The organism is Streptomyces albiaxialis (assembly GCF_039530985.1).
GTDB lineage: Bacteria > Actinomycetota > Actinomycetes > Streptomycetales > Streptomycetaceae > Streptomyces > Streptomyces albiaxialis.
On record NZ_BAAAPE010000006.1, the window covers coordinates 63271 to 78792 of the forward strand.

15 protein-coding genes are annotated in these 15522 nt (G+C 71.7%); 4 read left to right on the forward strand and 11 right to left on the reverse strand.

All coding sequences use genetic code 11. The annotated features are described in order from the left end of the window. Nucleotides 1–45: 45 nt before the first annotated feature. From ABD343_RS10595 to ABD343_RS10615, 5 genes are all read right to left on the reverse strand, one after another. Nucleotides 46–1239, reverse strand: a complete 1194-nt coding sequence (locus ABD343_RS10595) for a serine hydrolase domain-containing protein (protein ID WP_425578151.1) — start codon at nucleotides 1237–1239, stop codon at nucleotides 46–48. A gap of 221 nt (nucleotides 1240–1460) precedes the next feature. Next, a complete protein-coding gene (locus ABD343_RS10600; RefSeq protein WP_344526547.1) occupies nucleotides 1461–1922 on the reverse strand; it encodes a nuclear transport factor 2 family protein in 462 nt (153 codons plus the stop codon). A 2-nt stretch (nucleotides 1923–1924) separates the two neighbouring features. Beyond that, a complete protein-coding gene (locus ABD343_RS10605) occupies nucleotides 1925–3592 on the reverse strand; it encodes an FAD-dependent monooxygenase (RefSeq protein WP_344526549.1) in 1668 nt (555 codons plus the stop codon). A 270-nt stretch (nucleotides 3593–3862) separates the two neighbouring features. Beyond that, nucleotides 3863–4624: a TetR/AcrR family transcriptional regulator gene (locus ABD343_RS10610; RefSeq protein WP_344526551.1), complete on the reverse strand. Its 762-nt coding sequence runs from the start codon at nucleotides 4622–4624 to the stop codon at nucleotides 3863–3865. Nucleotides 4625–4666: 42 nt separating this feature from the next. Then, on the reverse strand, nucleotides 4667–5734 hold the full coding sequence (locus ABD343_RS10615) for a TolB-like translocation protein (RefSeq protein WP_344526553.1): 1068 nt from the start codon (nucleotides 5732–5734) through the stop codon (nucleotides 4667–4669). A gap of 213 nt (nucleotides 5735–5947) precedes the next feature. Here ABD343_RS10615 and ABD343_RS10620 point away from each other — a divergent pair, with 213 nt between their 5' ends. Together ABD343_RS10620 and ABD343_RS10625 are read left to right on the forward strand one after the other, a co-directional pair. Further along, nucleotides 5948–6532 (forward strand): TIGR03086 family metal-binding protein, encoded by a 585-nt coding sequence (locus ABD343_RS10620; RefSeq protein ID WP_344526555.1) that lies wholly within the window; start codon nucleotides 5948–5950, stop codon nucleotides 6530–6532. An 80-nt stretch (nucleotides 6533–6612) separates the two neighbouring features. After that, on the forward strand, nucleotides 6613–7200 hold the full coding sequence (locus tag ABD343_RS10625; RefSeq protein WP_344526557.1) for a hypothetical protein: 588 nt from the start codon (nucleotides 6613–6615) through the stop codon (nucleotides 7198–7200). Nucleotides 7201–7233: 33 nt separating this feature from the next. Here the strand turns inward: ABD343_RS10625 and ABD343_RS10630 are convergent, their stop codons facing one another. Beyond that, nucleotides 7234–7884: a DUF4232 domain-containing protein gene (locus ABD343_RS10630; RefSeq protein WP_344526559.1), complete on the reverse strand. Its 651-nt coding sequence runs from the start codon at nucleotides 7882–7884 to the stop codon at nucleotides 7234–7236. A gap of 95 nt (nucleotides 7885–7979) precedes the next feature. Further along, a complete protein-coding gene (locus ABD343_RS10635) occupies nucleotides 7980–9020 on the reverse strand; it encodes a hypothetical protein (RefSeq protein ID WP_344526561.1) in 1041 nt (346 codons plus the stop codon). 126 nt (nucleotides 9021–9146) lie between these two features. Between ABD343_RS10635 and ABD343_RS10640 the strand changes: the two genes are divergently transcribed. After that, complete coding sequence (locus ABD343_RS10640) at nucleotides 9147–9842, forward strand: aspartate/glutamate racemase family protein (RefSeq protein WP_344526563.1); 696 nt, start codon at nucleotides 9147–9149, stop codon at nucleotides 9840–9842. 113 nt (nucleotides 9843–9955) lie between these two features. Beyond that, nucleotides 9956–11059: a serine hydrolase domain-containing protein gene (locus tag ABD343_RS10645; RefSeq protein WP_344526565.1), complete on the forward strand. Its 1104-nt coding sequence runs from the start codon at nucleotides 9956–9958 to the stop codon at nucleotides 11057–11059. Nucleotides 11060–11292: 233 nt separating this feature from the next. Here ABD343_RS10645 and ABD343_RS10650 read toward each other — a convergent pair whose 3' ends face one another. Genes ABD343_RS10650 through ABD343_RS10665 form a run of 4 tightly spaced genes read right to left on the reverse strand, consistent with a single transcriptional unit; the run spans nucleotide 11293 to nucleotide 15519 of the window. Beyond that, nucleotides 11293–12288, reverse strand: coding sequence for a zinc-dependent alcohol dehydrogenase family protein (locus ABD343_RS10650; protein WP_344526567.1), 996 nt, complete (start codon nucleotides 12286–12288; stop codon nucleotides 11293–11295). Further along, nucleotides 12285–13196 carry a carbohydrate ABC transporter permease gene (locus tag ABD343_RS10655; RefSeq protein WP_344526569.1) on the reverse strand — a complete coding sequence of 304 codons (912 nt, stop codon included), beginning with the start codon at nucleotides 13194–13196 and terminating at the stop codon, nucleotides 12285–12287. Before ABD343_RS10655 ends, ABD343_RS10650 begins: the two co-directional genes overlap by 4 nt. After that, nucleotides 13193–14146, reverse strand: coding sequence for a carbohydrate ABC transporter permease (locus ABD343_RS10660; protein WP_344526570.1), 954 nt, complete (start codon nucleotides 14144–14146; stop codon nucleotides 13193–13195). The genes ABD343_RS10655 and ABD343_RS10660 overlap by 4 nt, the downstream gene beginning before the upstream one ends. Next, nucleotides 14143–15519: an ABC transporter substrate-binding protein gene (locus ABD343_RS10665; RefSeq protein WP_344526575.1), complete on the reverse strand. Its 1377-nt coding sequence runs from the start codon at nucleotides 15517–15519 to the stop codon at nucleotides 14143–14145. Before ABD343_RS10665 ends, ABD343_RS10660 begins: the two co-directional genes overlap by 4 nt. Nucleotides 15520–15522: the final 3 nt, after the last annotated feature.

A 15522-nucleotide genomic window follows, 5' to 3' on the forward strand; every position in this document is an offset into this window, starting at 1 on the left:
GGCCCGCCGAATCCGTTCAACCCCCGTGGCCGCCCCAGGGGCCGTTCAACGGCACAGGGCCGTGTCCACGACGTTTTCGACGCGCTTCATGGTGGCCTGGCCCGGCTGAGTGGTCACCGCGATGTTGGCGGCGCGGCCGTCCTCGGTGGCTCCGCCTCGGGTCTCGTATCCCGTCATGCTTCCGCCGTGGCCCCAGTAGACACCACCGCACGACAAGGGCGTACTCACGAGCCCCAGGCCGTAGCGGGCTCCGGAGGCGAAGGGGGGACCGGCGGGGACAGTGGTGCGCATCTGGGCGAGCTGGGCCTTCGGGAGGAGGCGACCGGACAGCAGCGCGGCGAAGAACCGGTTGAGGTCGGAGTTGGTGGAGATCATCTGCCCTGCCGCCCACGCCCAGGAGGGGTCCCATTCCGTGGCGTCGAGCGGTGGCGTGCCCGCTTCCCCCTGCTGGTAGCCCTTGGGGTGGGGTTCCCGGATGGTCATGTCGTGCGGGGCGGGGAAAGAGGTGTGGCGCAGTCCGATGCGGTCGATCACGCGTCGGGTGATCTCCTGGCCGACGGGCCGGCCGGTGACCTTCTGGACGATGAGGCCGGCCAGCACGTAGTTCGTGTTGCTGTACGCCCACTTCGTGCCGGGAGCGGAGTCGGCCTTGTGCTGGAGGGCGAGGTCGAGGAGGTCGCGGGGGGCGTAGTACCGGATGTCCTCGCCGAGGTGCTTGACGTAGTCGGGGAGTCCGCTGGTCTGCTGGAGGAGCTGGCGGACGGTGATGCGGCGTCCGTCGATGCCGTCGCCGCGCACGAGGCCGCGCAGGTAGGTCTCGACGGGGGCGTCGAGGCTGATCTTGCCCTCAGCGACCAGTTGCAGCACGACGACGGCGGTGAACGTCTTGGTGTTGCTGCCGATCCGCACCTGACCGTCCCTGGGCACCTTCGCCCCGGTGGCCAGGTCGCCGACCCCGGCGGTGTACGTACGGGCGCGACCGTCGCGGTCCTTGACACTCGCCAGCGCGGCGGGCGGGCCGTCGGAGCGCACCAGCGCGTTCAGGCCCCGCTGGACGGAGTCCGTCCTGGGCGCAGCGGGCTCGGCCGATGCCGACGATGCCGCGGATGCCGCAGGCAGCGCCAGGGTGCCCGCCGTCATGACGCCGACGACCACCGTGACCGCGTCCTTCACGGCTCCGCGACGACCGCTCCGCTGTCCTCTGGAAGAGCGGGACTTTCGCTCTGCTTGCTCACGCACGAGTCAACTCCTGGGGAAGTGCTGGGACACCCGAGCCTCTCCGAACGTGATCACTTGGCGCGATCCTGCTGACCTCCCGGTTCCGGCTGGGGCTAACCCCCGAATCGAGGGTCGGCGATTCCGCCGTCGCGGGCGATGGGGATGCTGAAGCGCGCGTAGTGGGTGCCGTGGGGCGCCGCGGGGCGACGTCCTGCCGGACCCGAAGTTCCCTTCCAGGACCGTCAAGCGGTGCCACCCTCACTGCCGCGGACCATGGTTCCGAAGCCGATGAGCACGGTCTGGATGCGCCAGCCCTCATCGGTGCGTGTGTAGGTCATGTCGGCACTCATATAGACCGAGCGGGGGTTGTCGGCCATGACGGAGCCGACCCACATCAGCCAGTTCCCGCTGGCGGTGTCGCCGTCGACGGTGATGACCGGGTTGAGGAAGGTGTGCATGGAGAGCTGGACGGCGGAGGTGGCCTTGGGCAGTACGGCCGCGATCGCGTCCGCGCCGTGGGTCACCTCGCCGTCGAAGCCTTCCCAGCGGGCGTCGGCCGCGAAGATGCCCGGGATCGCGTCGGCGTCGACGGTCTTGCCGTTCCATCCTTTGTTGATCGCGTCGGCGTAGCGGGCGGTCAGGTCACGGATCGCCTCGATGTCTTCGAGGCGGAGGATGCGCTCCTCAAGCGTGGTGGCGGTCATGATCAGGACTCCGATGCCGTTGTCTCGGTGGTGCGGGTGGGCACAGCGGTGGCGTTCAACGCGGCGTCGAGCGCTCGGGCGGGATCGGCCGGGGCTGTGAGGGTGCGCCAGGCGATGTATCCGTCGGGCCGGACCAGGGCGGCCCCGGTGGATTCGAGGCCGTAGGCGGTACGGAAGGCGTTGGCGTTGGCATTGGCGCTGGCATTGCCGTTGGGCTCCACCGGATTCGCGTCGGTGCCGATGTGTACGAACGTGACGGGGATGCCCGGCCGTTCGGCGGCCCGGGTCGCGGCGGCGGCCCAGCGCTCGTCCTCGGACAGCAGCACCCAGTCGCGCCGGAACAGATCCAGCGTCGAGCGCTCCTCACCGTCGACGGTGATCCACAGGTGCGGGGCCCGGGTGCCGGGCTGGCCGGCCCACTCCTCCGGTCGCCGCGCGGGCGGCAGGTCGGCGCCCGCGCCCAGCACCGCGGCCGAGCGGTAGAGCTGGCCGAGTTCGACGGACGCGTCGTCGAGCACCGGCACGTCTGTCCGGGGGGCCGTCAGGTAGGCCTTGTAGTCGGCGCGTGCGAACAGTTGGTCATGGCGGAGGTCCGCCACAGGCCGGCGTTCGGCATCGTAGGTGTCCAGAAGCCGGGGCCCGGACCTCCCGGCCAGCACGGCGGCGAGTTTCCAGGCCAGGTTGTGCGCGTCGTCGATTCCGGTGTTGGCGCCGAAGCCGCCACGGTTGGGCGGCAGTTGGTGGGCGGCGTCGCCGACGAGGAACACCCGGCCGTCGGAGAAGCGGTCAGCGATCAGCCCGGCCAGGTCCCAGCGGCCGGTGGTCACCAATTCGACGGGGATGTCGGTACGGCCGACCGCCTGCCGCACCACCCGCCGTTGCTCGTCGGCGTCACGCTCGATGTCGTCGCTGAGCATCAGCACCCACCGCCCGTCGGAGTAGGTGGTCAGGAATGCCTTCAAGTCCGGCTGCTCGATCTCGAACTGGACCACGCCGTGCCGCAGGTACTCGTCCAAGGGCGCACGGAAGAGGATGCTGCGCTGCACCGACAGCGGGCCGGCGCCGTGACGGGCGATGCCCAGCTTCTCGCGCACGGCGCTGGTCGCGCCGTCCGCGGCCACCACGTACTGGGCGCGCAGGCGGTACTCGTGGCCGTCGTCGCGGCGGCGCAGTGTCGCGGTCACGCCGTCGTCGTCCTGGACGAAGCCGATCAGTTCGGTGCCCAGCCGCAGGTCCGCGCCCAGCTCGGCCGACCGGTCACGCAGCAGGGGTTCGAGCCTGTCCTGGGTGATCGCGATCGCGTGCACCGGGGAGTCCTCGGCGCCGTAGGCGCCCTTGCCGCCCGGTGTCCACGGGTACTCCTCCAGCCATGTACCGGTCAGGCTCTCCACCCGCGCCCGCCGCGGCGGCTTCATGCCCTGCTGCGACGGCGGCACGTCGACCCCCACTTGCCGGAAGTGTTCCACCGTGCGGGTGGTGAAGCCGATCGCACGCGGATGCGGGGAGCTGCCGTGGTGCTTGTCGACCAGGACGACCGGAACGCCGTGCCAGGTCAGGAAGACCGCGGCGGACAGCCCTACCAGGCTGCCGCCGACGATCAATACGGGCACCGCTTCGGTGGTCGTGTCATCGGCAGCGTGGGGAATCTCGTTCATGACCTGCTCCTTCACGCTCAGTGAATGGTGCGGCTCCGTACCCCCGCCGACTACCGGACCGTCCGTCACTCACAGCGTAACGAACATGTTCGTCACAATCAAGATCGTAGCGAACGTGTTCGGGGTGACCGTGTTCGGGGACGGACAGCACGTGCGGCCGGCCGGGACCGGGACCCGGCACAGGAGGTCAGGAGGTCAGGAGGTCAGGAGGACAGAAGGGCAGGAGGGGGGCGGGGGGTCGGTGAGCGACGCTCACCGGCGTGGCGGCGCCCGCGCCCGCCGGGCTCAGCGGGCCTGGCCGGGCACAGGGGTAGCCGTGATGCCGTTGACGAGCACGTCGAAGCTCCAGCGCATCCGGTCCTCGGCCGTGCCGCTGACCAGATGCGGTATGTGCGCGCTGATCGCCGGATGCGTGGTCTCGTCCACAGCGTGCAGCACGCCGACAGCCGCGCTCCAGTCGTCCTCGGAGTGGGGGTCGCGCTCACGCGTCGCCTGCTCGGCGGCGGTGGCCGTCGCGTCCTGGAGGAGCTTGTCCACTCCCCAGGCGACCTGCTCGCGGCCGGCGCCACTGCGGGAGAGGAGGTCGAGGATGCGCTCCACCAGCCGCAGGTAGTTCTCGCCGCTCGGCCGGGCGACAAGAGCGGATCGGGCGAGCTGCGGATGCTCGAAGAGCACCAGGGTGTAGGAGGTCATGACGGTGCGGAGCTGGCCGCGCCAGTCATTGCCGCCCTTGCCGCCCTCGCTGTCCTTGTCGCCCTCGCTGTCCTTGTCGCCCTTCCCGCCGCTCAGATCGACCTCGCCGAGGAGGGCGTCCAGGACGGCCGCGTGCAGCTCGGCCGTGTTGGCAACGTACACATAGAGCGAGGCCGGACCGGTGTCCAACTCCTGCGCCAAGCGGCGCATCGTGACCTTCTCCAGCCCCTCGGCCCGCATGATCTGCACGGCCGTGTCCACGATTCCGCGCCGGGACAGGGCAGGCTTGGCCGGACGCTCCCGGCGGCTGACCGGCTCTCTTCTCACACCCACGACGCTCATCGTAGCGAACATGTTCGCCACGACGAGCGGGGAGGCGCGGGTTGGTCGCCCGCCTCAGTAGAGGCGGCGGACGAAGACGTCCGGGGTGCCGTTGGTGTCGTCGGGGACGAGGTCGTCGGCCGCGGAGTGGAAGACGACGTCGCGGCCGTCGGCGCTGACCGCGCCGGGGCCGGCGGTCGCCGGCTGGGTCGCGACGGTCTCGTCGGTGTTCGTCCGCAGGTCGCGGAGGACGAGGGACGGGCCGGTCGTGCCGCCCGGGGCGTAGAGGAGGTAGCGGCCGGTGGGGTCGATGGCCACGCCGCGTACGCCCGGGAGGTGCTGGGCGGTGCCCGTCGCGAGGTCGTGGACGTAGGTGTCGCCGCCCGAGAGGTAGACGGCCTTGGTGCCGTTGCCGCTGAGCTGGACGAGGGACGCCTCCTTGGACGGTCCCTCGATCGGGGCCGACGTGGTGCCGTCGGTGCGGTCGTGCACGAAGACGTCACCGGCCTCGGCGTCCTGGTAGGCGAGGTAGCGGCCGTCGCTGCTCAGGGACGGGCCGGCCGGCTTGGTGTGGGCGAAGGTCGCGACGGTCTTGAGGGTGCCGGTCCGCCGCTCCTCGACCTCGACGCGCTGGCCGTACGTCTGCTGCCGGTAGGAGACGCTGATCTGGGCGATGAGGCCGCCGTCGGTGCTGAGGGACGGCTGGCTGCAACTGAAGAGCGAGCAGTTGCCGGAGATCGATCTCCCCGTGCTCACCTCGTACTGGCGGATCCGGACGTTGTCCATCCACACGTGGGAGTACGAGATGTACTCCCCGTTGCCGCTGATCACCGGGGGCCGGGTCGGGGCCAGGTACCCCATGCGCGTCGTCTGCGACGAGCGGCGGTCGCGGACGTACACCTTGTCGCCCGTCGACGGGGTGTCGGCGGTGAGGTTCTTCGCCGACGACGAGAAGACGACGCGGCGGCCGTCGGCCGAGATCGAGGCGTCGGCCGACTTGTCGTCGGCCTGGGTGCCGTCGGACGCGACGCTGATCCTCTCGATGTCCGCCGCGAGCCTCGGCCCGGCCGAGGCGTTCCCGGGCAGCACCGCCGTGACGGCGCAGGCCGCCGCCGCGGCGCTCAGGGCCGTTCTCGTCCGCACACGACGTCTCGTACTCGCGTTCACGTTCGTGTTTCGCGTCATCTTCCCCCCAGGCAGGACGCGGTAGCGCCTCCGGATCCGCGCCGGAGGACCATGAGCATGCAACCGTGACCGCACTGTGGGGTCAATGCGTCATATGACGTATGAGAGACGCGATATCGGTCATGTGAGGGCCGAACTCCGCTGTCAGTGGCGGCGCCTAGGGTGCCGGTCATGGATTCTCAGCCGGCACAGGACCCGCGTCCCCTCTTCGGCCGTGCGCTCGATCAGATGGGCGAGCAGGTCGCGGCGGTGCGCCCCGAGGAGCTGGGCGCGCGCACGCCCTGCGCGGAGTACGACGTACGGGCGCTGCTCGGGCACGTGGTCGCCGTGCTGGACAAGCTCGCCCGCGTCGGCGCCGGGGGCGATACGCGCGGTCTCCCCGACGTCGTCGAGGGCGTCCCCGACAGCGGATGGGCGGCCGCGTTCGCGCGGGCCCGCGGCGCGGCGGAGCGGGTGTGGGCCGACGACGCGCGGCTCGACGGCATGGTCGCCCTTCCGTGGGCCACGATGCCCGGCCGGGACGTCGTCGACGCCTACACCCACGAGTTCACGGCCCACTCCTGGGACCTCGCGCACGCCACCGGGCGGCTCGCGGGGCTCGACCCGGACCTCGCCGAGCGGGCACTGCGCGCCTTCGCGGCGTTCGCGCCGCCCGAAGAGCGCGACGAGCGGGGGCGGTTCGGCCCGGTCGTGCCGGTCTCCGAGGACGCCGGTGCCTACGAACGGCTGGCCGCCTATCTGGGGCGCCGCCCGTAGGCCCCTATGGCCCCTTGGGCCGCCGCGCATGTCCGTGGCAGCGCGTACGGTACGCAGGCACGGGAACGGGAGGGGAGATCATGGGCGACTGGTTCCAGACGATCGTCGACACCGAGGTCTCGCCGGGGGAGGCGCAGGGGCTCGCGGCGAACATGCTCGACTGGCTGATCGCGGACGGCTTCGTCTCGGCGGAACGCACCGACTGCGTCCTCGGCGCCGACGCCGGGCACGCGCCGGGGACGCGTTACGCGGAAGCCGTCGAGGACCCGGATCCCGAGCTGGTCAACGTGTGGAGCAACGGCCTGCACGTCTCCGTCGGGCGTACGGTCTTCGACGCCGGGCAGGGCGAGCCCTCGGCCGTCACCTGCCCGCACTGCGCGACGGAGCTGCCCCTCGTCGACGAGTGCTGGACGCTCATCGACGAGAGGTGGGACCGGTTCAGGGCCGCGGTGGGCTCCTGGGCCGACGGGGACGACGAGCCCGTCGCGTGCGCCTCCTGCGGCCGGACGGCTCCCGTGCACACGTGGATCTGGGCCGACGACCACTTCGCGTTCGGCCATCTCGGCTTCACGTTCTGGAACTGGCCCACGCTGCGCGCCGAGTTCGTCGCGGACCTCTCACGCCGCCTCGGCGGCCACCGCACCGTACTGCTCGAAGGCAAGCTCTGAGAGGACGCGACGAGCGAGGGCCTCGTCCGCGCGCTACTTGCCCGTGCCCACCGGATCGACCCTGACCGCCGGTCCTGAGGAGTCCGACGCGGGGATGTTGACGCTCGTGCCGAGCGTCTTGGAGTGGGTCTCATTGGGCGGGGTGACGACCATGCGGTCGAAGGTCACGCCCGAACCGCCGGAATCGTTCGGCGGGTAGTGGAGGGTGAAGCGGGTCTCGCTGCCGGGCTTCACGCGGACCGTCGGCGCGCCGAGCTTGCTGCGCTGGGCGCTCACGGTGCCGTCCTTGCCCTTGAGGTCCACGCCAGGGAAGCCCTTGAGGGTGCAGGTGGCGGACCCGGTGTTCTTGAGGTGGACGAGGATGTCGCCCTCGCCCATGCCGTGGTTGCTGCTGATCGCGAGCTGCGCGGTTTTGCAGGTGCCGGAACCGGCGGGGCCGGACCCGGAACCGGACCCGGCGGAGCCGGAACCGGAGCCGGAGCCTGAGCCGGATCCGCCCGCTGAACCGCCGGTCGAGCCCTCCCCCGAGCCACCGGAGCCACCGGAGCCGCCCGAATCGCCGCTCCCGGAGGAGGACGACGACGGGGCCGAGGAGTCGGAGGAGCCGTCGTCGCCCTGGCAGGCCGTGAGGGAGAGTCCCGCGGCGACGGCTATGGCGACGAGGGAGAGGTTCCGGAGGCGCATCGGTTCTCCTTTGTGGGGGGGCGTGCCTTACTGCCGGGTAAGACACGGGGAGGCCCACGCCGCGTTCCACCGGCACCCCGCCTAATACGTGGCTGTTACATGCGAATGCGCGGACCGGCGGTCCGGCCCGTGCGCAGCCAGTACGAGCGCGCCGCGAGCGCGAGCGCGAGGCCGTACAGCGCGAAGGCGCCCACGCCGATCCAGCTCACGAGCAGCGCGTCCCGGGGCGTGGGGAAGTCGCCGCGCCGCATCTCCAGGGCGCCCGCCGAGCACAGCGCGAGGTAGCCGGTGCCGATGACGCCGTACGGCGCGAGCGTCGCGGCGCCGAGCAGCGCGGGGGTCAGCGGCAGCCAGCGCGGCACCGGCCTGCCGCGCAGCGCCGGGAGCGGGACCCAGCGGGGAAAGACCCGGCCCCAGGGGCGTACGAGCCCGAGCAGCAGGAACACGCCGAGCGCGGCCAGCAGCACCGTGCCGTCCAGGCCCCAGGACTCCAGGGCGAGCCACAGTCCGGAGGCCCCGTTCCGTTCCGAACGCTCCCTCATCTCCGCCCCGCTGACGCCCGCGAAGGTGCCGTCCAGCGCCCAGGTCAGCTTCATCGCGGCGTACGGGACGAACGCGAGCGCCCCCGCGTACGCCGCGTACCGCACCCGGCGCGGGGCCTCGGGGGACGTCACACGCGGAACCCCACCCGATCCACCCGGCCCGCCCGGCCCGCCCGGCCCGCCCCCGCGTGCCGAACGCGCCGTCGCCGCCAGCAGCACCGCGCCCACGGCGCCGAGCGCGTGGTGCGCGGCGCGCGCAGGACTGTCCACACCCTGGAGGAACAGCAGTCCGAGCACGTCCATGAGCAGGCTGAACGCGGAGACCGCCGACAGGACGCACGCCGTCCACAACAGGCCCCGCACAAAGGGCCGTACGGGCCCGCCCCGTACGTCGGCGTCCCGTACGGGACGGGCCCGTACCGTCGCGAGCGCCGCGCCCCCTCCCGCCGCCGCCGTCGCGGCGGCGAGCCAGTCCGGCCACTCCGCGCCGCCGGGGAAGAGCCGTGTGCCCGTCAGCGCGCAGGCCGTCGCGAAGGTCCCGTGGGCCACGGCCCAGCCCAGCACCCCGTACGCCGCTCGTCGGTGATCGCTCATACCGCGAAGGTCGCAGGCAGGCCGCCCGTACGGCGTCGGGCCCGGGCACGATCCCGCTCCGCCGCGCGGCCGGGCCGCGGCCGGTATCCGTACGACCGTGGACGGACCTCCGTGCGAGAGTGGGGCATGAAGACGATCGGGTTGCTGGGCGGGATGAGCTGGGAGTCCACCGCGGAGTACTACCGCCTGCTGAACGAGCTGACGCGGGAGCGCCGGGGCGGACTGCACTCGGCGCCCTGCGTGCTGTACTCCGTGGACTTCGCGCACATCGAGACGCTCCAGGCGCAGGGCCGCTGGGACGAGGCCGGGAAGCTGCTCGCCGACGCCGCGCTCGCGGTGCAGGCGGCGGGCGCCGACATGGTGCTGATCTGCACCAACACCATGCACAAGGTCGCGGACCGGGTCGCCGACGCGGTGCGGATCCCGCTGGTGCACCTGGCCGACACCACCGCCGACGCCGTACGGGCGCGGGGCATGCGCCGCATCGGCCTGCTGGGCACGGCGTTCACCATGGAGCAGGACTTCTACCGGGGCAGGCTCGCCTCGCACGGGCTCGACGTGCTCGTGCCCGAGGCGGAGGGGCGGGCCCGCGTCCACCAGGTGATCTACGAGGAGCTGTGCGTCGGCGTCGTACGGGACGAGTCGCGCGAGGACTTCAAGGCCGTGATCGACGGCCTCGTGGCACGCGGCGCGGAGGGCGTCGTCCTCGGCTGCACCGAGATCGAGCTGCTGATCGGGCCCGGGGACAGCCCCGTGCCGGTCTTCCCGACCACCCGGCTGCACGCCGAGGCGGCGGTGGACCTCGCGCTCGCGGAGGGCTGAGCGGTTCGGTAATTCCGTACCCCAGGGCGGGGGTTGGCCCCCGTGACCTGCGGCGACGCGTGCCGTGGAATGGGCGGGACGGAATCGCCCGGCACTCGGCCCGAAGGGACACCATGCGCGTCGTCCGCTCCCTGCTCACCTGCCTGCTCGCCACCGCGGCGACGGGCGCACTCGCCCTGCCCGCCACCGCCGCGGACTCCGGCAGCGGCGGGGTCCAGCGCGACCTCGACCGCCTCGTCCGCGGCGGCGCGGTGGGGGCGCAGGCCACGGTGGCCGTGGGGGACGGCACCTGGCGGGGCAGGGCGGGCGGCGCGACACGGTCGGGGGATGCCCCGGTGCCGCGTGACGGGCGGTTCCGCATCGGCAGCGCCACCAAGATGTTCACCTCGGTGGTGCTGCTCCAGCTCGTCGGCGAGGGGCGGGTGGACCTCGACGCGCCCGTCTCCCGCTCTCTGCCGCCGGGCCTGCTGCCGGAGCGGCTGGGCGAGCGGATCACCGTGCGGATGGCCCTCCAGCACCGGACGGGGCTGTACGACGTGGCGCGGGACCTGCCGCTGGGCCGGGAGTTCGTCCGTACGCGCTTCCGCCACCACGACCAGGCCGAGCGCGTGCGGAAGGCCGCCGCGCGCCCCCTCGCGTTCCCGCCGGGCACGGAGTACGGCTACTCGAACACCAACTATCTGATCGCCGGGCTGATCATCGAGCATGCGACCGGACGCCCGTACGGCGACGAGGTACGGGACCGGATCCTGCGCCCGCTGGGGATGCGGCACACACGGGTGCCCGGCGACGACCCGCGCCTCCCCGGCCCGCACGCGCACGGCTACGCGGCCGGGGCCGACATCACCGCCCTCAACCCGTCCCTGGCGGGCCCCGCCGGGGAGATCGTCTCCTCGCCGGGCGACCTGGACCGGTTCCTGCGGGCCCTCACCGGGGGCGAGCTGCTGCGGCCCGCCGAGTGGCGGGAGATGAACCGCTCCGTCCCGGCCGGGGAGCCCGGCGCGCGGTACGGGCTCGGGCTCAAGACGCGGAAGCTGAGCTGCGGCCGTACGGCCGTCGGGCACACGGGCGGCATCCCGGGCTGGGCGACGCTCGCGTTCGCGACGCCCGACGGCGAGCGGCGCGTGATCCTCTCCGCGAACCTGGCCGACTGGCCCGCCGACGAGGGGGTCGGCGGGCCGATCGACGCCGTGCTGGACGACGCGCTGTGCGGGTAGGGCGTGTCCGGCGGATCATGGTGCCCTCTGCCGCGGCCTGGCCGCTGTGCAGGGGCTGCCCCGTGCCATGCGTTGCAGCCTGCGGCTGCGTTGTGGCTTGTCGCGCAGTTCCCCGCGCCCCTGACGGGGCGCTCCGAGGAGCGCCCCGTTCCTCTAGGGGCGCGGGGCAGCCCCTGCCCAGCCCTCAGATGAGGGCGACCATGATCCGCCGGACACGGCCTGGCCCCGCGCGGTCACGGCACGACGACGATCTTCCGGCCCTTCCCCGCCGCGAAGCGGTCCAGGGCCGCCGGGTACTCGTCCAGGGGGAGCCGGTCCGAGATGAAGAGGTCCGGGTCCAGGACGCCGCCGGCGAAGAGTTCGGCCGCGCGCTCGTAGCTGTGCAGGACAGCCATCGAGCCGGTGATGGTGATCTCCTGGTTGTAGATCTTGTACGGCTCGATCGTCGCCGTCGTCGCGTAGTCGGAGACCCCGAACTGGAGGAAGGTGCCCGCCTTGGCGACGCGGCCCAGGCCGTCCTGGATCGCGGCGGCGTTGCCGGTGGCGTCGACGACGAGGTCCCAGCCGCCGCGTTCGGCCAGGTCCAGTTCGTCGGCGGTCGCGGCGGCTGCCGAGCAGCCCAGCTTCTGGGCCGTGGCGAGCCGTTCGGGGTTGAGGTCGAGGACGTCCACGCTGGCGGCGCCGGTGCGCTTGGCCAGCTCCAGCATCATCAGACCCATCGTCCCGGAGCCGTAGATGAGGACGTGGGAGCCGAGCTGGGACTTGAGCACGTCGTAGCCGCGTACGGCGCAGGACAGCGGCTCGATGAGCGCGGCGTCCTGGGTGCGGACGTGGTCGGGCAGCTTGACGCAGTTGGCGACGGGCGCGAGCGCGTACTCGGCGGCGCCGCCCGCCCTGGTGACGCCGATGGCGTTCCAGCGGTCGCAGAGGTTGTTGTGGCCGCTGCGGCAGTAGCGGCACTCGTGGCAGTAGAGCGAGGGGTCGACGGCGACCCGGTCGCCCTCGGCCAGCTCGGTCACGTCCGTGCCGAGGGCGACGACCTCGCCCGCGAACTCATGGCCCGGCACCAGGGGCAGCGAGGGTGCGAACTCGCCCTGGCGGATGTGCAGATCGGTGCCGCACAGCCCGCACGCGGCCACCCTCACCACCACCTCGCGCGGACCTGGCGTGGGGTCGGGCACGGTGGTGAGGGAGACGTTGCCCACGGATTCGACGAGGGCTGCCTTCATTTCACGGCTCCTAGCGACAGGCCCTGGACCAGCTTGTCCTGGGCGGCGAACCCCGCGGCGAGAACCGGCAGGGAGATGACGAGCGACGCGGCGCACACCTGCGCCAGGAACAGGCCCTGGCTGGTGATGAAGCCGGTCAGGAAGACGGGCGCTGTCTGGGCGACGACGCCCGTGAGCACCCGTGCGAAGAGGAGTTCGTTCCAACTGAAGATGAAGCAGATCAGCGCGGTCGCGGCGATGCCCGGCGCGGCGACGGGCGCGATGACCCGCAGCAGGATCTGCGGCAGCCGCGCCCCGTCGATCCGCGCGGCCTCGATCAGCGCGACGGGCACCTCCGCGAGGAACGACTGGCACATCCACACCGCGATCGGCAGGTTCATCGAGGTGTAGAGGATGACGAGGAGCCAGATGTTGTCGAGGAAGCCGGTGTTCTTGGCGAAGAGGTAGATCGGCAGGATGCCCGCGACGACCGGCAGCATCTTCGTGGAGAGGAAGAAGAAGAGCACGTCGGTCCACTTGCGTACGCGCCGGATCGAGAGCGCGTACGCCGCCGGGAGCGCGAGGACGAGCACGAGGGCCGTCGAGACGAGCGACGCCGTCAGCGAGTTGGCCAGCGCGTACCAGGGCGTGGGGCCTCCCCCGGCGCCGAAGAAGGTGCGGTAGCCGTCGAGGGTGAGGGGGGCCGCGAGCGAGGGCGGGTTGGTGGCCGCGTCGGACTCGGAGTGGAAGGAGGTCAGCGCCATCCACAGCAGCGGCAGCGCGAAGAGGATGCCGACGACCCAGGCGAGCAGCCCGAGCCCGGCGTTGCGGCGCCGCTGCTTGGCGGTGGCGACGGGGTCCCCGCCCGGTTTCCGGGCGGCCCGCTTCCCGGCGGCCCGTGGCTTCGGCTTCACGGTGAGCGTGCTCATGAGGCGTACCCCTCCTCGCGGAACAGCGACGAGACGACGCGCAGCGCGACCGTCGCGATGATCAGCGACCCGATGACCACCAGGACCCCGGCCGCGGAGGCGACGCCGTACTCGTGCCCCTGGTAGAAGGTCTGGTAGATCGTGTACGGCAGGTTGGCCGTGCCGAGGCCGCCCGAGGTGAGGGTGAAGACGGCGTCGAAGTTCTGCACGATGTAGACCGTGCCGAGCAGCGCCCCCAGCTCCAGATAGCGGCGCAGGTGCGGCAGCGTGATGAAGCGGAAGATCTGCCAGGCGCCGGCCCCGTCGATCCGCGCCGCCTCGATCGCCTCGGCCGGGCGGCTCTGGAGCCCGGCGAGCAGGATCAGCATCATGAACGGCGTCCACTGCCAGATCAGCGAGATCTGGACGGCGCCGAGCGGCATGTCCGCGATCCAGTCGGGCTGGGGCGCGCTGTCCCCGAACAGCCAGTTCAGCGCGCCGTTGAAGAGGCCGTACTCCGGGTTGTAGAGCACGTGCTTCCACAGCAGCGCCGCCGCGACGGGCACCACGAGGAACGGCGCGATCAGCATCGTGCGGACGATGCCGCGGCCCTTGAAGCTCCGGTCGAGCAGCAGCGCGATGAGCAGCCCGAGGACGAGGCTGGCGAGGACCACCACGACGGTCAGCAGGATCGTGGTGAACACCGATTCCCGCAGGTCGGGGTCGGTGAGGACCTCGGAGTAGTTGCCGAAGCCGCCGAACGAACGGGCCTCGGGGTAGAGCGCGTTCCAGTCGAGGAACGAGATGATCAGCGTGGCGACCATCGGGAGCTGCGTGACGATGATCAGGAAGACCAGCGCGGGCAGCAGCGGGGCCCGGGTGACCCAGGCGCGCAGCCTGGCCGGGGGCTTGCCGGGCGCCGCGGGCGGCGTCTTGGGACGGGGCGCGGGTGTGCGTACGGCGGTCGTCACTGGCCTCGCCCCTCGTACTCGTCGGAGACCTCCTGGGCCAGCCGCTGGGACTCCTTGAGCGCCGAGTCGACGGACTTGCGTCCGGCGACGGCCGCGCTCAGCTCCTGGGAGACCTTGGTGCCGAGGTCGGCGAACTCGGGTATGTCCACGAACTGGATGCCGATGGTGGGCCGCTTCTGCAGGCCCGGGTCGCGCGGGTCGGCCTCGCTGATGGCCTTCCGGGTGACCTCCCCGAAGGCGCCCGCCTCCTTGCGGTACTCGGGGATGCGGTACGTCGAGGCGCGCTTGCCGGCCGGGACGTTGGCCCAGCCGAACTCCTCGCCGACCAGGCGCTCGTACTTCTTGCTGGACGCCCAGGAGATGAACTTCCAGGCCTTGTCGGGGTTGCGGGACGCCTTCTGGATGCCCCATGCCCAGGTGTAGAGCCAGCCGGAGGACTCGGTCTTCACGGTCGGCGCGGGTACGTAGCCGATCTTGCCCTTGACCGGGGACTTGGCGGCTTCGAGCGAGCCGGCCCCGGCGGTCGCGTCGTACCACATGGCCGACTTGCCCTGCGTCATGTTGTTGAGGCACTCCGCGTAGCCCGACTGGGCGGCGCCGGACTGCCCGTGCTCGCGGACGAGGTCCACGTAGAACTTGGCGGCCTTGCGGAAGCCGGGGCCGTCGAGCTCGGCGTTGTAGTCCTTGTCGAACCAGGTGCCGCCCATCGTGTTCACCACCGTGGTCAGCGGCGCGATCATCTCGCCCCAGCCGGGCAGGCCGCGCAGGCAGATGCCGCTCATGCCCTTCTTCACCCCGTCGGCCTTCGCCGCGAGCTTCTGGACCTGCTGCCAGGTGGGCCGCTCCGGCATGGTCAGGCCGTGCTCCTCGAACACGTCCTTGCGGTACATGAGGAAGGACGACTCGCCGTAGAACGGCTGCGCGTACATCTGCCCGTCCTCGCCGGTCAGGGACTCACGAAGAGGCGGCAGGATGTCCTTCTGGTCGAACGCCCTGTCCTTCTTCGTGTACGGGTCGAGGGGGCGCAGCCAGTCGTTCTTGGCGTAGATCGGCGTCTCGTAGTTGCTGATCGTGGCCACGTCGTACTGCCCGGCCTGGTTGGCGAAGTCCTGGCCGATCTTGTCGCGGACGTCGTTCTCGGGCAGCGTCGTGAACTTGACCTTGATGCCGGTCTCTTTGGTGAAGTGCTTCGCGGTGAGCTTCTGGAGCTCGGTCATCTGCGGGTTGTTCACCATGAGCACGTTGATGGTGTCACCGCCGGTGCCGAGGCTGCCCGCACCCGCGCAGGCGGACAGCAGCGGGCCGGTCAGCGCTGCGGCGAGCGCGGCCGACAGCGCGGCGCGCGTCCTGAGTCGTCGGCTCTGACTGCGCATGGG

What these genes read in the sequence shown, in the direction of transcription:
- ABD343_RS10600 (WP_344526547.1), bottom strand. Translation starts at nt 1,922, where the DNA reads ATGACCGCCACCACGCTTGAGGAGCGCATCCTCCGCCTCGAAGACATC.
- ABD343_RS10610 (WP_344526551.1), bottom strand. Translation starts at nt 4,624, where the DNA reads ATGTTCGCTACGATGAGCGTCGTGGGTGTGAGAAGAGAGCCGGTCAGC.
- ABD343_RS10620 (WP_344526555.1), top strand. Translation starts at nt 5,948, where the DNA reads ATGGATTCTCAGCCGGCACAGGACCCGCGTCCCCTCTTCGGCCGTGCG.
- ABD343_RS10625 (WP_344526557.1), top strand. Translation starts at nt 6,613, where the DNA reads ATGGGCGACTGGTTCCAGACGATCGTCGACACCGAGGTCTCGCCGGGG.
- ABD343_RS10630 (WP_344526559.1), bottom strand. Translation starts at nt 7,884, where the DNA reads ATGCGCCTCCGGAACCTCTCCCTCGTCGCCATAGCCGTCGCCGCGGGA.
- ABD343_RS10635 (WP_344526561.1), bottom strand. Translation starts at nt 9,020, where the DNA reads ATGAGCGATCACCGACGAGCGGCGTACGGGGTGCTGGGCTGGGCCGTG.
- ABD343_RS10640 (WP_344526563.1), top strand. Translation starts at nt 9,147, where the DNA reads ATGAAGACGATCGGGTTGCTGGGCGGGATGAGCTGGGAGTCCACCGCG.
- ABD343_RS10645 (WP_344526565.1), top strand. Translation starts at nt 9,956, where the DNA reads ATGCGCGTCGTCCGCTCCCTGCTCACCTGCCTGCTCGCCACCGCGGCG.
- ABD343_RS10650 (WP_344526567.1), bottom strand. Translation starts at nt 12,288, where the DNA reads ATGAAGGCAGCCCTCGTCGAATCCGTGGGCAACGTCTCCCTCACCACC.
- ABD343_RS10655 (WP_344526569.1), bottom strand. Translation starts at nt 13,196, where the DNA reads ATGAGCACGCTCACCGTGAAGCCGAAGCCACGGGCCGCCGGGAAGCGG.
- ABD343_RS10665 (WP_344526575.1), bottom strand. Translation starts at nt 15,519, where the DNA reads ATGCGCAGTCAGAGCCGACGACTCAGGACGCGCGCCGCGCTGTCGGCC.